12 protein-coding genes are annotated in these 14,609 nt (G+C 49.5%); 4 read left to right on the forward strand and 8 right to left on the reverse strand.

Annotated elements, in window-relative coordinates:
- Nucleotides 1-49: 49 nt before the first annotated feature.
- The gene (locus C558_RS0123320) at nucleotides 50-1,261 is read right to left on the reverse strand and encodes an ROK family protein (RefSeq protein ID WP_018758727.1); all 1,212 of its coding nucleotides are present in this window, start codon (nucleotides 1,259-1,261) and stop codon (nucleotides 50-52) included.
- 297 nt (nucleotides 1,262-1,558) lie between these two features.
- Here C558_RS0123320 and C558_RS0123325 point away from each other — a divergent pair, with 297 nt between their 5' ends.
- Nucleotides 1,559-2,380, forward strand: a complete 822-nt coding sequence (locus C558_RS0123325) for a purine-nucleoside phosphorylase (RefSeq protein ID WP_018758728.1) — start codon at nucleotides 1,559-1,561, stop codon at nucleotides 2,378-2,380.
- Nucleotides 2,381-2,530: 150 nt separating this feature from the next.
- Here the strand turns inward: C558_RS0123325 and C558_RS0123330 are convergent, their stop codons facing one another.
- On the reverse strand, nucleotides 2,531-3,364 hold the full coding sequence (locus tag C558_RS0123330) for a M15 family metallopeptidase (RefSeq protein ID WP_018758729.1): 834 nt from the start codon (nucleotides 3,362-3,364) through the stop codon (nucleotides 2,531-2,533).
- A gap of 303 nt (nucleotides 3,365-3,667) precedes the next feature.
- Between C558_RS0123330 and C558_RS0123335 the strand changes: the two genes are divergently transcribed.
- Nucleotides 3,668-4,876, forward strand: coding sequence for an MFS transporter (locus C558_RS0123335; RefSeq protein ID WP_018758730.1), 1,209 nt, complete (start codon nucleotides 3,668-3,670; stop codon nucleotides 4,874-4,876).
- 113 nt (nucleotides 4,877-4,989) lie between these two features.
- Nucleotides 4,990-6,222 carry a threonine ammonia-lyase IlvA gene (gene ilvA / locus C558_RS0123340; RefSeq protein ID WP_040675745.1) on the forward strand — a complete coding sequence of 411 codons (1,233 nt, stop codon included), beginning with the start codon at nucleotides 4,990-4,992 and terminating at the stop codon, nucleotides 6,220-6,222.
- Here ilvA and C558_RS0123345 read toward each other — a convergent pair.
- The 4 genes from C558_RS0123345 to C558_RS0123360 form a co-directional block, all read right to left on the reverse strand.
- Entirely contained in the window at nucleotides 6,211-7,503 is a 1,293-nt protein-coding gene (locus tag C558_RS0123345) for an MFS transporter (RefSeq protein WP_018758732.1), read from the reverse strand. The genes ilvA and C558_RS0123345 overlap by 12 nt on opposite strands.
- 13 nt (nucleotides 7,504-7,516) lie before the next feature.
- A complete protein-coding gene (locus tag C558_RS0123350; protein WP_018758733.1) occupies nucleotides 7,517-8,422 on the reverse strand; it encodes a polysaccharide deacetylase family protein in 906 nt (301 codons plus the stop codon).
- Between the two features lie 504 nt (nucleotides 8,423-8,926).
- Nucleotides 8,927-10,840 carry a copper resistance protein CopC gene (locus C558_RS0123355; RefSeq protein WP_169445411.1) on the reverse strand — a complete coding sequence of 638 codons (1,914 nt, stop codon included), beginning with the start codon at nucleotides 10,838-10,840 and terminating at the stop codon, nucleotides 8,927-8,929.
- Between the two features lie 64 nt (nucleotides 10,841-10,904).
- Complete coding sequence (locus C558_RS0123360) at nucleotides 10,905-11,963, reverse strand: DUF4198 domain-containing protein (RefSeq protein WP_245583863.1); 1,059 nt, start codon at nucleotides 11,961-11,963, stop codon at nucleotides 10,905-10,907.
- A gap of 241 nt (nucleotides 11,964-12,204) precedes the next feature.
- On the opposite strand from C558_RS0123360, the gene C558_RS0123365 reads away from it, so the two are divergent.
- On the forward strand, nucleotides 12,205-12,423 hold the full coding sequence (locus C558_RS0123365) for a hypothetical protein (protein ID WP_018758736.1): 219 nt from the start codon (nucleotides 12,205-12,207) through the stop codon (nucleotides 12,421-12,423).
- A 7-nt stretch (nucleotides 12,424-12,430) separates the two neighbouring features.
- Here the strand turns inward: C558_RS0123365 and C558_RS0123370 are convergent, their stop codons facing one another.
- Nucleotides 12,431-13,675 (reverse strand): MFS transporter, encoded by a 1,245-nt coding sequence (locus C558_RS0123370; protein WP_018758737.1) that lies wholly within the window; start codon nucleotides 13,673-13,675, stop codon nucleotides 12,431-12,433.
- A 15-nt stretch (nucleotides 13,676-13,690) separates the two neighbouring features.
- A complete protein-coding gene (locus C558_RS32805; protein ID WP_018758738.1) occupies nucleotides 13,691-14,296 on the reverse strand; it encodes an ArsR/SmtB family transcription factor in 606 nt (201 codons plus the stop codon).
- Nucleotides 14,297-14,609: the final 313 nt, after the last annotated feature.

Genomic DNA, 14,609 nt, shown 5'->3' on the forward strand with positions numbered 1-14,609 from the left:
GCCGAATGCGATTCAGCCGCTTTTTGTTGTATATCGAATGATCCGCCGATTATGGCAGAATCTCTTCGGTAAAATAATCCAATATCATACAGCCCGCCCCTTGCGCCACACTATTGTAGTCCGTTGTTGCCTTCGTAATCTCGATATGACTGTTCGGGTAATACGCCATTCGCTTCAAGGCCGCATCGGATGCCACTTCGTAGAAGAGCGGTTTCGGGACGAGCGTCCCTCCGCAGACCACAACATCCGGATGCAAGAGGAAGATGAGGTTCGTAAGTCCGATGCCGAAATAATAAGCGGCTTCCTTGATCACTTCCAGACACAGCGGATCTTCTTGTTCAAGCGTATCTAGAATGTGATGGAAGTCGATCTCTTCCACGTCAGCCACCTGTTCTTGAAGGGATGAGTATTTCCCTCTCTTCATCTGCCGAATGACTTCATTCCGTATCGCCGGCAGACTGCTGTAGGCTTGCAGACATCCATAAGAGCCGCAGGAACAACGCTGCCCATGAATATCGACAATGATATGACCGAAGGCATCCTCCATACCGTTCTTATGGCTCACCATGCGGCCATTCTGAATGACACCGCAGCGAATCCCCATGTCGCTCGAGACGAACACGAGGCTGTCCTTATCCTTCCAATGGTTCTTCCGATATTCTGCTAGAGCCGCCAGATTGGTTCCATTATCGAGCAGCACGAGCGTGTTATTTTGCTTCGTCAAATATTCTACAATATTTAGATCCCAGCCCTCCGCCTTGAACGAATGATGGTGGATCGCGCCCCGCTCAGGATCGATCGGATCCAGGACTCCTACGCCGATGCCAAGCAGTTTATCTCTATGGATATGATGTTCCGCGAGCAGAAGATCGATACACTCGGTTACGTAATTCAACGTGTACTCACCTGTGTACTGTTCATTCATCTTGAGCTTCTTGGATCCTAGAATATCGAGACTCAAATTCAGGAGCAGTACGGTAGTGTAAAGGTTGGTCACCTCAACGCCAATTAAATAATGGGCATTCGGATTGATCTCATACATCAGAGGTTTCCGCCCCCCGCTCGACTCCCCTAGACCGCTGTCCTGCACGAGCCCCACTTGCGCCAGCTCGTCCAACAGGCGTGCACAAGTTGTATGCTTGTAGCCCGTCATTTCTGACAGAATATTAATCCTTACCGCACCTAACTTGCGGATCAGGCTATATAGAAGTTTTAAGCTTTTCATCTTTGGCGATGTCACACCAACGAATTCCGTTAACATAATGCCCTCCAGAACAGTTCATTTGATCGTCTATGCCTCTCATTATACAACAAAAAAATGCCTAACAGCGGTTATGGGCCTCCCCTTTAATCATTTTCTGGTTTTTCTACACATCACCCTCCCAACTTTACCTATATATTTGAGTAAAGATGATTGATTACACCAATTAATTGAACATTCTATAGATATTCATTTCTATCTTTTATTCAATTTGAATTTTTCTTATTTACTTTCAGGATAAGATCCGATACACTTGAACCATACTAAATGAATAAGCACTTAGGAGGTATGAGATTCATGCATAACTTAGAACAAATTAACGAAGCAAGCGATTTCTTACGAACCAAGACGGATTATCGTCCAACGATCGGTATGATTTTGGGTTCCGGCTTAGGCACACTTGCTGACGAGATTGAAAACCCTTTCAAAATCCCATATAGCCAAATCCCGCACTTTGCAAAATCCGGTGCTGTAGGCCATGCGAATGAATTGGTCATCGGACAGCTTCAAGGCAAGACCGTTGTAGCGATGAAAGGCCGCTTCCACTACTACGAAGGTTTTACGCTCGATGAGGTGACATTCCCGGTTCGTGTCATGAAAGCGTTAGGTGTAGAGAATATTCTCATCACCAATGCATGCGGAGCAGTTAATACGTCTTTTAACCCTGGCGATTTGATGCTGATTACCGATCACATTAATCTCGTGGGCACCAATCCGTTAATTGGACCGAATAATGATGCGCTCGGCACACGTTTCCCTGACGTCTCTCAAGTCTACAACCGTGAATTGCGTACGCTTGCCGCTGAGGTTGCGAAGGAACAAGACATGAGCTTGCAAGAAGGCGTCTATGCTTGGTGGAGCGGACCGGCTTATGAGACGCCAGCTGAAATTCGGATGATTCGTACGCTTGGCGCCGATGCCGTCGGGATGTCGACGGTTCCTGAAGCCGTCGTTGCGGTGCATGGCAATATGAAGGTGCTCGGTATTTCCTGCTTAACGAATATGGCTTGCGGGATTCTTGATCAACCTTTGAATCATGAAGAAGTGATCGAAGTCGCAAGCCAAGTAAGAGCGAAATTCGTGGAACTCGTCAAAGGCATTTTGTGCAAAATGAAGTAAAGAGGCGGCACCCCTTCAATATATATCGGCTTCTCTAGCTCGGGTAACCGAGTAGCTATATTTAACACCCAAGCAAAAAAGACCCTGAACCGCCAAAGTTCACAGGGTCTTTTTTGTTATTTTAAAAAGCCATTATTTGTGCCTATTCTTCTACGCTTTCGTCGAACCCGTATCATCAAGGTATTGTTCCAACGTCACGCCTGCAGCCGCAATTTCCTTCGCCAGATCTACGCCGACATAACGAATATGCCAAGGCTCATAGACATAGCCGGTAACATCCTCTTTCCCTTCGAGATAACGAATAATGAATCCGTACTCCGCAGCATGCTCTGCAAGCCACTTGCCTTCCGTCGTATCCCCGAACATCTGCTCAAGGCCGAAGCTTGCACTCTCACTAGATACATCCATCGCAAGACCTGTCTGATGTTCACTTTTCCCAGGAACCGCACTTACCTTCTCCGCGTATTCACGACCGTTTCTTTTCACATTGCTGTTAAACACAGTCACTTGGCGTTTATACGAGCGGTACCCCGATACGGCAAACAGATGAATCCCATCCTGCTTCCCGCCTTCGAACAGCTTCTCCAGCGCTTCAGCGGCTTCTTTGCGCATCAGACGCTTCTCTACTTTCTCATTAAAAGAAAACTTCACATTCGGCTCCACCAAGTCAGGCGGTTCATAGCCATCGGGCAAGGATCGTTGTTTGTTGACAACGACTGCCATGGATTCCGGATTCGTCACTACTTCTTTATCCCCCTGCTGGGTAACTGTCTTGCTAAGCGCATATTCACTAGCAAGCGTTGATTGAGTCTTATCTCCGTCAGGTTTCTCCTGTTGTTCTCCCGTATTCCCCTGCTGCTCCTCTGCCGACGTCTCAGAATCGGCATGTACCGATTGAACGATTTCTGTCGATTTACAAGCAGTCAAGCCGACACATAGTGCGAGTAACATCGACATCAGCACCCGTTTCTTGACTTTGTTCATCACAGTCTCTCCCTACTCTTCACATGTTGATAGCTCTTTTAAGTATAATCGAGTGGAAAATAGGGGTCAACATCCGACAAATTCTATCAAAAATGCAAAAATGTCCATTCGACGAAAACTTGCATTGACAGCATTACCCAGGCAGGCCTACAATACAGTTTATTATATTGCTAAGGTAGGCGAACCCTTTGGATTCTAAGGCTCCACGCCTGAATCAAGAAGGGTTCTTCCAGCACTCGGAACGTATCGTCTCCCTCGTCCTTCAGAGGATGTACAGCATGGAAGAAAGGTGTGATCCGCAGGGTGACAAATGCAAAGAGCGCGACTGCTGCGCAGACGGTATTCCCGATTATATTCGCGGTATGCTTCGTCCATTTATTGAATGATACCGTCCAGGCGGTCATTCCTTCGATTTACCCGATCCTAAAAGTATCGCTAGATCTCAGCTATACCCAGATCGGTCTCATCGGATTTGCGCTAAGCGGCACGGCGTCGGTCCTTCAACCCATCATTGGCTTGTACACCGACCGCAGACCAATGCCATACTTGCTGCCGATCGGCGTCGTATTTACACTTGCTGGTGTCATCAGCGTCGCATTCGCGTCCCATTTCTTGATGGTCATGCTCGCCGTTATTCTCATCGGAATCGGCTCTGCGATTTTCCATCCGGAATCCTCAAGGGTTGCATTCCTAGCTGCCGGCCCACGCAAAGGCATGGCGCAGTCCATTTTCCAATTTGGCGGGAACGCCGGGCAAGCCCTTGCACCGATTATGACGATCCTGATCTTCGCCAAAGTCGGTCAATTCGGAGCCATTTGGTTCTCTTTTGCCTCGATTATCGCGATTGTCGTCCAATTCTTCGTCGGCAGATGGTATGCAGGTTATCTACATACGACCCAGCTTGAGCGCAAACAACATGCGAAAGTCGTCAAGGCGAACCCACTCAATCGGAACGCAACGGCATTTGCGATCTTCATCTTAATGCTCTTATTGTTCTCAAAGAACGTCTATACGGCGGCGATCTCAAATTACTACTCGTTCTATTTAATGGAACATTTCCATGTGAGCCTGCAAATGGCGCAGATTGTGTTATTCGTCTTCTTGATTTCGAATGTCATCGGGCTTCTCATCGGTGGGGCACTGACGGATCGATTCGGACGGAGGAATATTATCTGGTTCTCCATTCTCGGCACGGCGCCTTTCTCCCTTGCGCTGCCTTACGCGAATTTCACGGTATCGATCATCTTGCTCGTTCTCGTCGGATTGATCTTATCCTCCGCGTTCTCGATTATTGTCGTCTACGCACATGAGCTGCTGCCAGGCAAGGTCGGTCTCGTGTCAGGCATTTTCTTCGGCATCTCGTTCGGACTTGGCGGGATTGGCACGGCGTTTCTGGGAAATCTAGCGGATACGGCAGGAATCCCGTACATCATGCAGCTTACTTCCTATCTGCCGCTGCTCGGTCTCTTAACCGTCTTCCTACCAACCGACCAGAAGCTGAGCCAGCCCTAAATCAGAACTCGTAATTCATAGAAACAACGCTTACAATAGTTGAATAGAAGACTCTAAGATTCAGAAAGAAGGGATTCACCGTGCAGAACGATTCCGCCGTCAAGACGGTATCCATGGAAGATATCATCTTGGCGCATCACATGCTGAAAAATGTCATCACACGGACACCGCTGCAGCATGATGCCAAATTATCCGAAAAGTATGGTTGTAACGTCTATATCAAACGCGAGGACCTTCAAATTGTCCGTTCGTTCAAATTACGTGGTGCTTATAATCTCATTCGGAACTTGTCCGAGTTAGAGCTTCAGCAAGGCATCGTCTGCGCGAGTGCAGGAAACCATGCGCAAGGTGTCGCATTCTCATGTAATGCGCTGCAAATTCAAGGCAAGATCTTCATGCCAAGCACGACGCCAAGGCAGAAAATTACGCAAGTGAAGCGATTCGGAGGTTCATACGTTGAGGTCATTCTAACGGGAGATACCTATGATGATGCTTATGACGCGGCGATGAAGACTTGTGAGGAGCATGGCATGAAATTCGTGCATCCTTTTGATGATCCGAAGATTATTGCGGGCAACGGGACGGTAGGTATGGAGATTTTCGAGAAATTGGATACGCCAGCCGACTACGTCTTCGTTACCATTGGGGGCGGCGGACTCGCAGCGGGGGTCGGTACGTATGTGAAAGCCGTCAGTCCTTCGACCAAAATGATCGGCGTCGAACCGCTTGGGGCTGCTTCCATGCAGGAATCGCTAAGACTGGGCGAAGTTGTGCCTTTAGACAATATCGATAAATTCGTAGATGGCGCTGCGGTCAAACGTGTCGGCAATCTCACCTTTGATATATGTAAAGATCTGATCGATGACATCGTTCTGGTCCCTGAAGGCAAAGCTTGTACGACCATTCTCGATCTTTATAACGAAAACGCCATCGTCGTCGAACCAGCAGGATCACTGCCGATCGCAGCACTCGACTACTACCGAGACGAAATTCGCGGGAAAACGGTCGTCTGTGTCATCAGCGGCGGCAACAATGATATCGACCGGATGCAGGAAATTAAAGAACGCTCGTTAATTTTCGAAGGCTTGAAGCATTATTTCGTCCTTAATTTCCCGCAGCGGGCTGGTGCATTACGTGAATTCCTCGATGATGTATTAGGTCCGAATGATGATATTACGCGATTCGAATATACGAAGAAGAATGATAAGAACAACGGTCCCGCACTCGTCGGCATCGAGCTGAAGCATCGCGAGGATTATGACGCTTTAATCGCTAACATGAAGAAGAAGGGTATTACCTATAACGAAATTAACAATGATCCGGTCTTGTTCAATCTATTGATTTGATCCATTCGCACGCGTGTGTCGTAGCGGATAAGCATAGAAGAAGATCAGTCCAATCAGCAGCGCTAGAATCGGGATTCCGCTGAGCATCCAGCGGATCCCGGCGGCAACGCTGTCCGGCTGTACCGCACTCGCAGCACTGTAACCGCTCCGCTCCAAGACGAACCCCATCACGACCGCTTGCAAGGACACGCCCCACCGCACAATAAACCCATTCATCCCGTAATACATCCCTTCCCGACGTTCACCCGTACGACGTTCATCTTCATCAATGACCTCGGCCAGCATCACATCGAGCAAGACCATGACACCTGCGAGAACCGCACCGAATCCCGCTGCCGTAGCAATCGCACCCGGTATACTTCCAACCCACATAAATGGAAGAAGCGCGGCAATGAGCAATACGGTTGTCGCAAGGGCAATGAATCGCGTTCCCCACTTTGAAATGCCACGACTCCAAGGATAGATCAAGACCATGGCTACCGCGAAAATCGTACCGAGCATGATCGTATTCATCGTATCCACTTCATGTAGCACATATTTGGTGAAGAACGGAATGGCTGCGGGCAAAAGCGCAAAGCAGAACTGCACGCAGAAGCTACCGAGGACGTAACGGACGAAAGCTTTATTCGTCGCCGTGTAGCGAATCGCTTGACCAACCGAGAACGTAACGATTTTGACATCAGTGCGCTCCTTCGAACCGAGCCAGGAGATAAAGAAGAAGACGGCGACGATCACGCCGAACATAACGCCCATGCTCGCCCATCCCATCTGGGTGTAGAGAAGCGGCGGGATGGCAACTCCGACGACCATACCAATAATGCCGAAGAACTGGCGCCATGAAGACGCGGTCGCACGTTCACGAAGCGAAGTGAACATTTCCGGGAACAATGCTGTCCAGTTTAAGACGAGCATGACGGATACCATATCGTAGAGCATCACGATGATCAGGAAATACCAGAAGAGCGCTGCGCCCTCTACGAACGGTGTCCAGATGAGAGTAAACAGGAGCGCAACGGGTACGATTCCGGCGAGGATATAGGGTTTTCTGCGTCCCCATCGTGATGAGGTGCGATCGGATAGATGCCCGAAAATCGGGTTCATAACGGCACATACAATGCCATGGAAGACCATCGCGATACTAATGAGCGCAGGGCGTACACCGAGATGATCCACATAATAGAAAACGGCGTACGTCGCGAACATTTGTGCAATCAGATTAACAGGAAAATTACCACTGCAATAGGCGAGAATAGGACGAATCGAGAGCCGGTTTGTGTGCATAAGCACCTCTCCTTTACGAATTGCGCTGTGATTCCATCAGGTCACGCCACGAGATCAGACGAATACCCGCTTCCTGGATCGTCTTCTGAATCAGGGCATCGTGGAACAGCTTTGCCTCCATCCCTCGTTTCTGCGCATAGGGCATGATCGCCTCAAGCTCATCGGTCACGAAGGCTGGATGAATGATGATCTCCGTTAAGCCCGGCCGAATGTTTCGGAGTAGGTCCGCCATTTGCAGCCTGACATTCATATACGTGTCCCCTTCTTGCACCGCATAAGGTAATGACACGAGATCATCGATCATTTGGACGCCCCGCTCCTCCGCGAGTTGAATCCGAGCTGTCGCCATCGGCAGCAATGACTCCGGGAACGACGCATCCTCGATCATTCGGCAGGGAAGCCGGAGCGGTAGACCGTAGTGAGTGCAGGCCTCAATGACCGTTTCCAGAAAATCACGTCCTGTCGCTAGCCCATACAAACTGCCCATATGAATATCCAGATGCGTGGGCTGAATACCTAATGCGATTGCATGTTCAATCTGGGCGTAAATCTCGCGACACACCTCCTCCGCATTCGCTTGTTTCTCAAATGTCTCGCAGTCTTTCGGGAAGAACAATCCTTCATCGAGCAGGGAAGTTGCCGTATCCCGCCCAGAGACCGGCCCCCACCGATACCCCTCCCATTCACTCGTGAACGTGAGATGCACCCCGATATCGAGCTGGGGGTTATTTTTGCAGAATGTTGCCGCTTGCTTTGCCCATGGGCAGGGGATCATCACGGTCGCCGAGGAGATATCTCCCGCCAGCAGCAGCTTCTCAATGGCCTCATTCGCTGAACGACACATACCAAAATCATCCGCATTGACAATCAACAGCTTCTCCTCCGCACCATATCCTAATTTCTCCGATTGCAAGGCCATGGCTGTCCCTCCTTCACGTTCCCCGTTAGTTTCTTACTAACCAATTTATGTGAAAACGTGTACAGATTATGCTGGGCGTTTAACAAGTTACTTCAGCTTTGCCGCTATCATCTTACACGTACAACCCCACCCTACTAACCCTCAACTTCAACCCGCTCAACACATGCCATATATTGGATTTCTGCACTAACTTTAGCCTAAAGTGCCTCACCTCGCACCCTATATTGGATTTCTGCATTAACTTGTGGGAGATCTGACGTAATCGAGGCAGTTTGAGCCTCCTATCGTGCGACAATCCATGATAAACAACAAAATGGTCCAATTTCGCCTGCTATCCTACATAAAATCCAGTATAGAGCACTCACATCTCCCTCTTATCCCTTGGTTCACGCGTAATTGTGCAAATCCCCCTCGCACAGCGCATGCCTCACCCAAAATTACACTCGCTCGACGTTCTAGCAACAACCAAAAAACACCCCCATGGTTCCATGGAGGTGTAATTCGTTAGCTCATCGGCGGCGCCGTCGTGGACAGGAACCCTGCAACGATGAAAATGATCATCGCCATGCACAATTCCGCACGAATACTGAATTTCCAGAGGGTTAGCATACGACCCTCTGTCTCACCAGCCTGACGCTGAAGATACGGCAGGACTACCAGCCGTTGTACCCCTGCGAGAAGCATAGCCAAGATAAAGAGGATAATCTTCCATACTAGCGTCTGCCCATAATCAGAATGGAACAGCGCATTCCAAGAAGTGACCCGAATGAGCGATAAGAGGAGGCCCGTAATCGCCACCGTCGCAATGAGCGGTAATGCGACATTGGAGAACCGCCGTACCACGTGATGGATTTTCTCCAGATCCACGCGATCCTTCGGCAGCCGCCATGTCATGACGCCCAGTGCTACTAATCCTCCGAACCAGACGACAGCCATTGCGAGATGGAGCAGATCAAACGAAACCGTGACGAGGCGGATCGATTCATCCGCCCAAGAATGCCCCGTGAACGGGAACGTGATCGCAACAGCCGCTAGGAGAATGCCTTGCACCCCGATTCGCACAGCCGCAGCACTTCTCGACAACACGATCGAACTAACAATCAGCGCAGCGAGCAGAATCGGACGCACCCAGACTACAGTTCCAACCAGCGTAGAGCGAAGCAGCACGCCTGTATTACGCCACGCTTCGGCATCTAATGTTCCACTTGTGTTCAGTTGTATCGCCAGCTGTAGCAAATGACTGATCCCCGTCAAGAGGAACAGGATGATCCCGACGAGATAAACGATCCGCTCCGTCTTGGCCGAGAATATTCGATGCACAAGACCATCAGCAGGCACTTCATCCTTACGCAGCAAGAAGGATCGGACATACCAGAGCCCCCCAATGGCCGCCATAACGAACAGCTCTATCACGCGGAGCAGCTTATTCCAATCGATAGTGATGCCGTTAGCACCCATGCCTTCCATATCCTCCATGTCCATCCCATCCATAGGATGCGAATGATCCATCCCGGACATATCAGAGTCAGAGTTGTCCTGCGATACGGGCGTACTCCCGGAATCCGCACTTCCTTTTACATCAGTAGAAGCTTCGATTACTGGCACCTCATCCTTCGATGGTTCGCCGCCCTGCCCTGCAGGTACAGAGGAAGCACCACCCGTCGTTCCATCTGTTGTACCCGCCTGAGGTGAGGTCGCCGAACCGGAATTGGATGCTCCAGCTTCTACCGCAACAGACTCTTTGCCCGCATTCATCTTCGCCTTATCTTTCACTTGACCCTCTGTGCCAGCCTGATCACTGGATCCTCCCGCATCCTTTCCCGTAATCGGTTTAGATGCAGCACCTTGATCCTTCGGTTTCGAAGCCGCTGCATCTACCGATTTATCGGAAGTCCCCTTATTACTTGCAGTCGGTTGCTGTGCCTTCTTGTCCTTGGATTGCGATGTATCCGTTGAAGGCTTCACAGCAGCCCCCGTACCCGCGCTGGACTTTCCCGTATCCGTCGTATCCCCATCGAGTGAGATGGTGTCATGCGGACGAATGGTCTCCAGCTTCGCTCCTACAGCAAAACGAAACGATCCTTCTGTCACATGTGTATCCACAGAGAGCACTTGCCATTTGACCTTATACACCCCATCTGCGAGATCCGATGAAGGCGTTAAGATCAGGACATTATCATTCTCGGTCGACAGCTTCACAGACACAGAGCCGCCCGATTCCGTCCAGAGCGTCGCCGTACTCAAATCGCCATTAATATTTTCCGTATACGTGATTCGAATCTCTCGCGGTGCACCAGATAACTCAGATTCCGCTGCCGGGCTCGAACGTTGAATCTGTGCGTGTGCGTCGACTCCTTGCGGGAACAAGACGAAGAGGACCATCACACACACGAGCCATCCGATATGGAATTTCTTCATGTCATTCCTCACCACCATAACTGCGAAAGAGCCGCCAAGATTCAGACGGCCCCTCCCCTATCTTTTATTTCGTGTAGATTAATACCGCGGCACGCAATTCACCCACCGCATTCAATACTTCGACCTTCGCACCAGCCGCTTCGGCAGCTGCACGGAGCGAGGCGGAACCTGTACCTTTATAGTCTGCCTGAAGTTGCTCGCGAACAAACGCTGCATCCACCATCGTTACACCATTTTTCACCGCGATACCTTGTGCATCTACGACTTTGCCGTTCACATAGACGCTAGGCACGCCGCTTGCTTTGCCTGGAACCGCAGTCGCTCCATTCTGCACGATGAACGTCATCGTCGCTTCATAATTCACGCTGCTGTATTGACCTTCCACCTTCTCATCTGTCGATGGCTTGGCACGCACTAAGTAATAGTCAGCAGCGCCCGTCTTGAACGTGATCATTCCGTTGCTATCGGACTTTAGCTTCTGCGAATCGGAAGTGCTGCGCTGAATAATGGAGACATCCGTGTTCGCAAGCGGTTTGTCCTTCAAGAACAATTGGATTTGAACCTCTTGGTTCGGCTTCACCGAAGCCGGGTTGAATGCAGGCACCAGCTCTGCACGGTCTGGCGTTACATGCGCCTGAAATCCCTTCAAGCTCTGAACCCGCTGTGCGAGTGGAATATCCGCAACCGCTACGAATGACTTCGCACTCCGAAGCGTACGGCTGGACACTTCACCATTTTTGAATAGGCTATCGCCTTCCGCTGAAATAATGTATGCACCCGGTGCGGATGCAGAGAACTTCGTAATATAGTCGTTGTTGATCCCAGCATTTGCGTCTTCTTTTTCCTCACCTGTATAGAAGATCGTGGATGTAATGTCTGCTTTCTTGCCCGCAGGTGTTGTCACATACACCTTCGTCGTATCGGTACTCCATTTGCCCGCAACTCGGTAGCTGGCATGTTCATTCGTATGATTGCCGAGCATCAGATCCACATAGCTGACTTCTCCGGCTGCAACCACAGGTGCGTTCGTCTGCGACCAACCATCATGCGCCGAGACAGGCACCGCAGCAGCTGCAAGTAATAGGGTAGACATAGCAAGTACCGCTAATTTCTTTTTCATCATTTAGCCTCCAAATCTATTCAATCCAATATGTATTTCTTGTATAGATTTGAGCATATAGCAATTCGAATATGATGAATATCACCCGATCGGGCTATTATTGTTACCGAGTTGTGACATGACCCCGAAAACATAGAACGAGAGCGCCCCCCCTATATCTAGGAAGACGCTCCATCATTTGATTATGGCTGGGAATATTTCATATAATAACATGTATCTATACCACCAAGGAGCTGAACACATCATGGGTTTTACGGGTATTACCGATTTCATCGACGAACTCAAAACAGCAATTAACAGCATTAAGGACACAACGACGAATTCCATTAACGGGATTAATCAACAGATCGCGACGATCAGTGATCATATCCATACGATGAACATTCTCCTCATGATTCTCATCGGCGTAAGCGTACTACGACTTGGATTCAGCATTTACAGCTTCGTGAGAAGAAACAAGTAACCGTTTCTTACGCTTGTGGTTTCAGTCCCTTCTCCATCGAAGATACGGCAGCGGCTTTCCCCCGGAACATCATGTAACAAACACACCCTCCGATAACAATAGACAATCCCCCGCAAGCAACCAGCAGACGAAGCGGCAGCAGTGCATACAACCAGCCCGTCGATACGAGCGCAATGGTCATAAGCCCGATCAACGTCGTCTGGAATGTCATGTTCACACGCCCCTGGTAGGCGTAATCGACTTTGGTCTGCATTAAGGTCGCCATCCCGATATTCAGCGCAATCTGCCCCAGACTGAATACGACCAGCGCCCCTGCCGTTGCCATCAGGCTCGGATACGCCACCATCGACCCTAGGCCTATGCCCATCACGATCATACCGTAGGAGACGAATTTATCGAATGGCAGCTTGATCCGTTGAACAAGCAAGGTACAAACGAGCATACTGATCCCTTGCACGGATACAAGCACCGCCATCATCGTCTCGGGCAGCCCCAGAAAATCCGTCACGACGAAAATTTCCAACACATCAATCATCCCTGCGCCAAAACCAACAAACACCGCGCCGAACAAAATTGGACGAACCGTTGCATGGCGGAACGCGTAGCGCATGCCATTAGTTAAGTCATCCCACACGGAACGCAAACCCTGCTTCGCCTCGGTCCCTGGGCACTCCTCCGGGGGAGCCGTACGAATCGTCGACGTTACACCTGCACTCAGCATGAATAAGGTAAACACGAGCAGGAACACCCATCCCGGACCTAAGAACATATAGAGCGATGTCCCGATCGCCGGGCCGAGCATGAGCATAACGCTGAAGGATAATTGCCGAAGGCTTGCTGCCGTCTTCCGATCCTCTTCTGGCACGAATTGCATCGTGAATGAGCTACCCGGTGCGCGGAAGAACAAGGTACAGATCGAAGAGAGGAACGCCGCCACATAGAGCAGCCAGATTGCATGCACCATATAGGCCAGAGCGAATACGCCCATCATCAAGGCACGGCACATATTGGCCCAGACGATCGTCTTCTTCCGATTCCAGCGATCCGCCATCACACCAACGATCGGACCCAGCACGAAGATCGGTACATATTCCGCGAACATCGTCCAAGATAATGCAATCGGCGAATTATTCGATAAATTCAAGACAAGGTACATAACCGCCATATTCCGTATCCAGTCTCCAAGCTCCGAGAACCAAGTTCCGAACCAGTAGCGACGAAATAATGGGTTCCCCCGCAGGAATTGAAGCATCGCAGCACCGCCTTTTTAAGATTTAGATTGAATAAAAGCCGATAAGAACAGCCGAGAGTTCATCGCATCCGGTCCTTCCGGGTCTTCCAGTGAACTCCACTTCTCCATGAATTGTCTTAGCTCCGCGACCATCTGTTTATGCTTCTCCTCCGTCAGGCGCAGCGTGCTTGCGGACATGAACATTCCATGCTCGCCTTCCGATTTCTTACTCTTCTTCTTCCGTTCATCCTTGCGCTCGATTGCCCCCAAGAATTCTTCTTGATAATCGCGAAAATATGACTTCGAGATCAGATACTCGCCTGATTTCTCGCCCTCATTCGGCGTCTCGTCATCTTTCAGTCGAATGTGGATTTGCTTCGCGACAGGCAAGTAATACTTTTCGATGACCCCGCCCTTCTCTTTCGTCTCGGTTAAGACAAGCAGCCCTACCTTCGCGAGCTCGCGCACATGATAATGTACCTTCGACGCGGGAAGCCCCATATGATCGGCAATCTGCTTCGACGTCTTCGCCACTTCATCGTCGAAGAGCGAGAAAATTTTGATCCGCAGCTTATTGGAGAAGACTTTGGCCTGCACATAAGAAGTTATTTCGTAGACGTCATGGTTGTTTGGTTGATCCATTGTATTTCACCTCGTTAAGCGATTATGAGTTAAGTTTAATTTTTTTGTTCGATCAAACTTTTTTGATCGGTCAATAAAGATTGTATGGCGGTATCCATTATTTGTCAACTAATTTATGGAAATCATTTAAATTTGGACTTATGAAGAGGCCAAAAGCGCCTCCCCGCTTGCAAGAAGACGCCTTTTAGACAAATATATATACGAAACAATAGATCACCGTAATGAGATGAATGGACTAACATGCCGATAGAAAATAAAGAAGAGGCCAAATTGAATGATATAAAATTCAAATTTACAATTTATTCAAATCTAT

Source organism: Paenibacillus terrigena DSM 21567, from assembly GCF_000374845.1.
Classification (GTDB): domain Bacteria; phylum Bacillota; class Bacilli; order Paenibacillales; family Paenibacillaceae; genus Paenibacillus_K; species Paenibacillus_K terrigena.

Excerpts from the sequence above, each read along its gene's own strand:
- C558_RS0123355 (WP_169445411.1), bottom strand. The coding sequence starts at position 10,840 with ATGAAGAAATTCCATATCGGATGGCTCGTGTGTGTGATGGTCCTCTTC.
- C558_RS0123350 (WP_018758733.1), bottom strand. The coding sequence starts at position 8,422 with ATGGCCTTGCAATCGGAGAAATTAGGATATGGTGCGGAGGAGAAGCTG.
- C558_RS0123330 (WP_018758729.1), bottom strand. The coding sequence starts at position 3,364 with ATGAACAAAGTCAAGAAACGGGTGCTGATGTCGATGTTACTCGCACTA.
- C558_RS0123370 (WP_018758737.1), bottom strand. The coding sequence starts at position 13,675 with ATGCTTCAATTCCTGCGGGGGAACCCATTATTTCGTCGCTACTGGTTC.
- C558_RS0123360 (WP_245583863.1), bottom strand. The coding sequence starts at position 11,963 with ATGATGAAAAAGAAATTAGCGGTACTTGCTATGTCTACCCTATTACTT.
- C558_RS0123325 (WP_018758728.1), top strand. The coding sequence starts at position 1,559 with ATGCATAACTTAGAACAAATTAACGAAGCAAGCGATTTCTTACGAACC.
- C558_RS32805 (WP_018758738.1), bottom strand. The coding sequence starts at position 14,296 with ATGGATCAACCAAACAACCATGACGTCTACGAAATAACTTCTTATGTG.
- C558_RS0123365 (WP_018758736.1), top strand. The coding sequence starts at position 12,205 with ATGGGTTTTACGGGTATTACCGATTTCATCGACGAACTCAAAACAGCA.
- C558_RS0123320 (WP_018758727.1), bottom strand. The coding sequence starts at position 1,261 with ATGTTAACGGAATTCGTTGGTGTGACATCGCCAAAGATGAAAAGCTTA.
- C558_RS0123345 (WP_018758732.1), bottom strand. The coding sequence starts at position 7,503 with ATGCACACAAACCGGCTCTCGATTCGTCCTATTCTCGCCTATTGCAGT.
- ilvA (WP_040675745.1), top strand. The coding sequence starts at position 4,990 with ATGGAAGATATCATCTTGGCGCATCACATGCTGAAAAATGTCATCACA.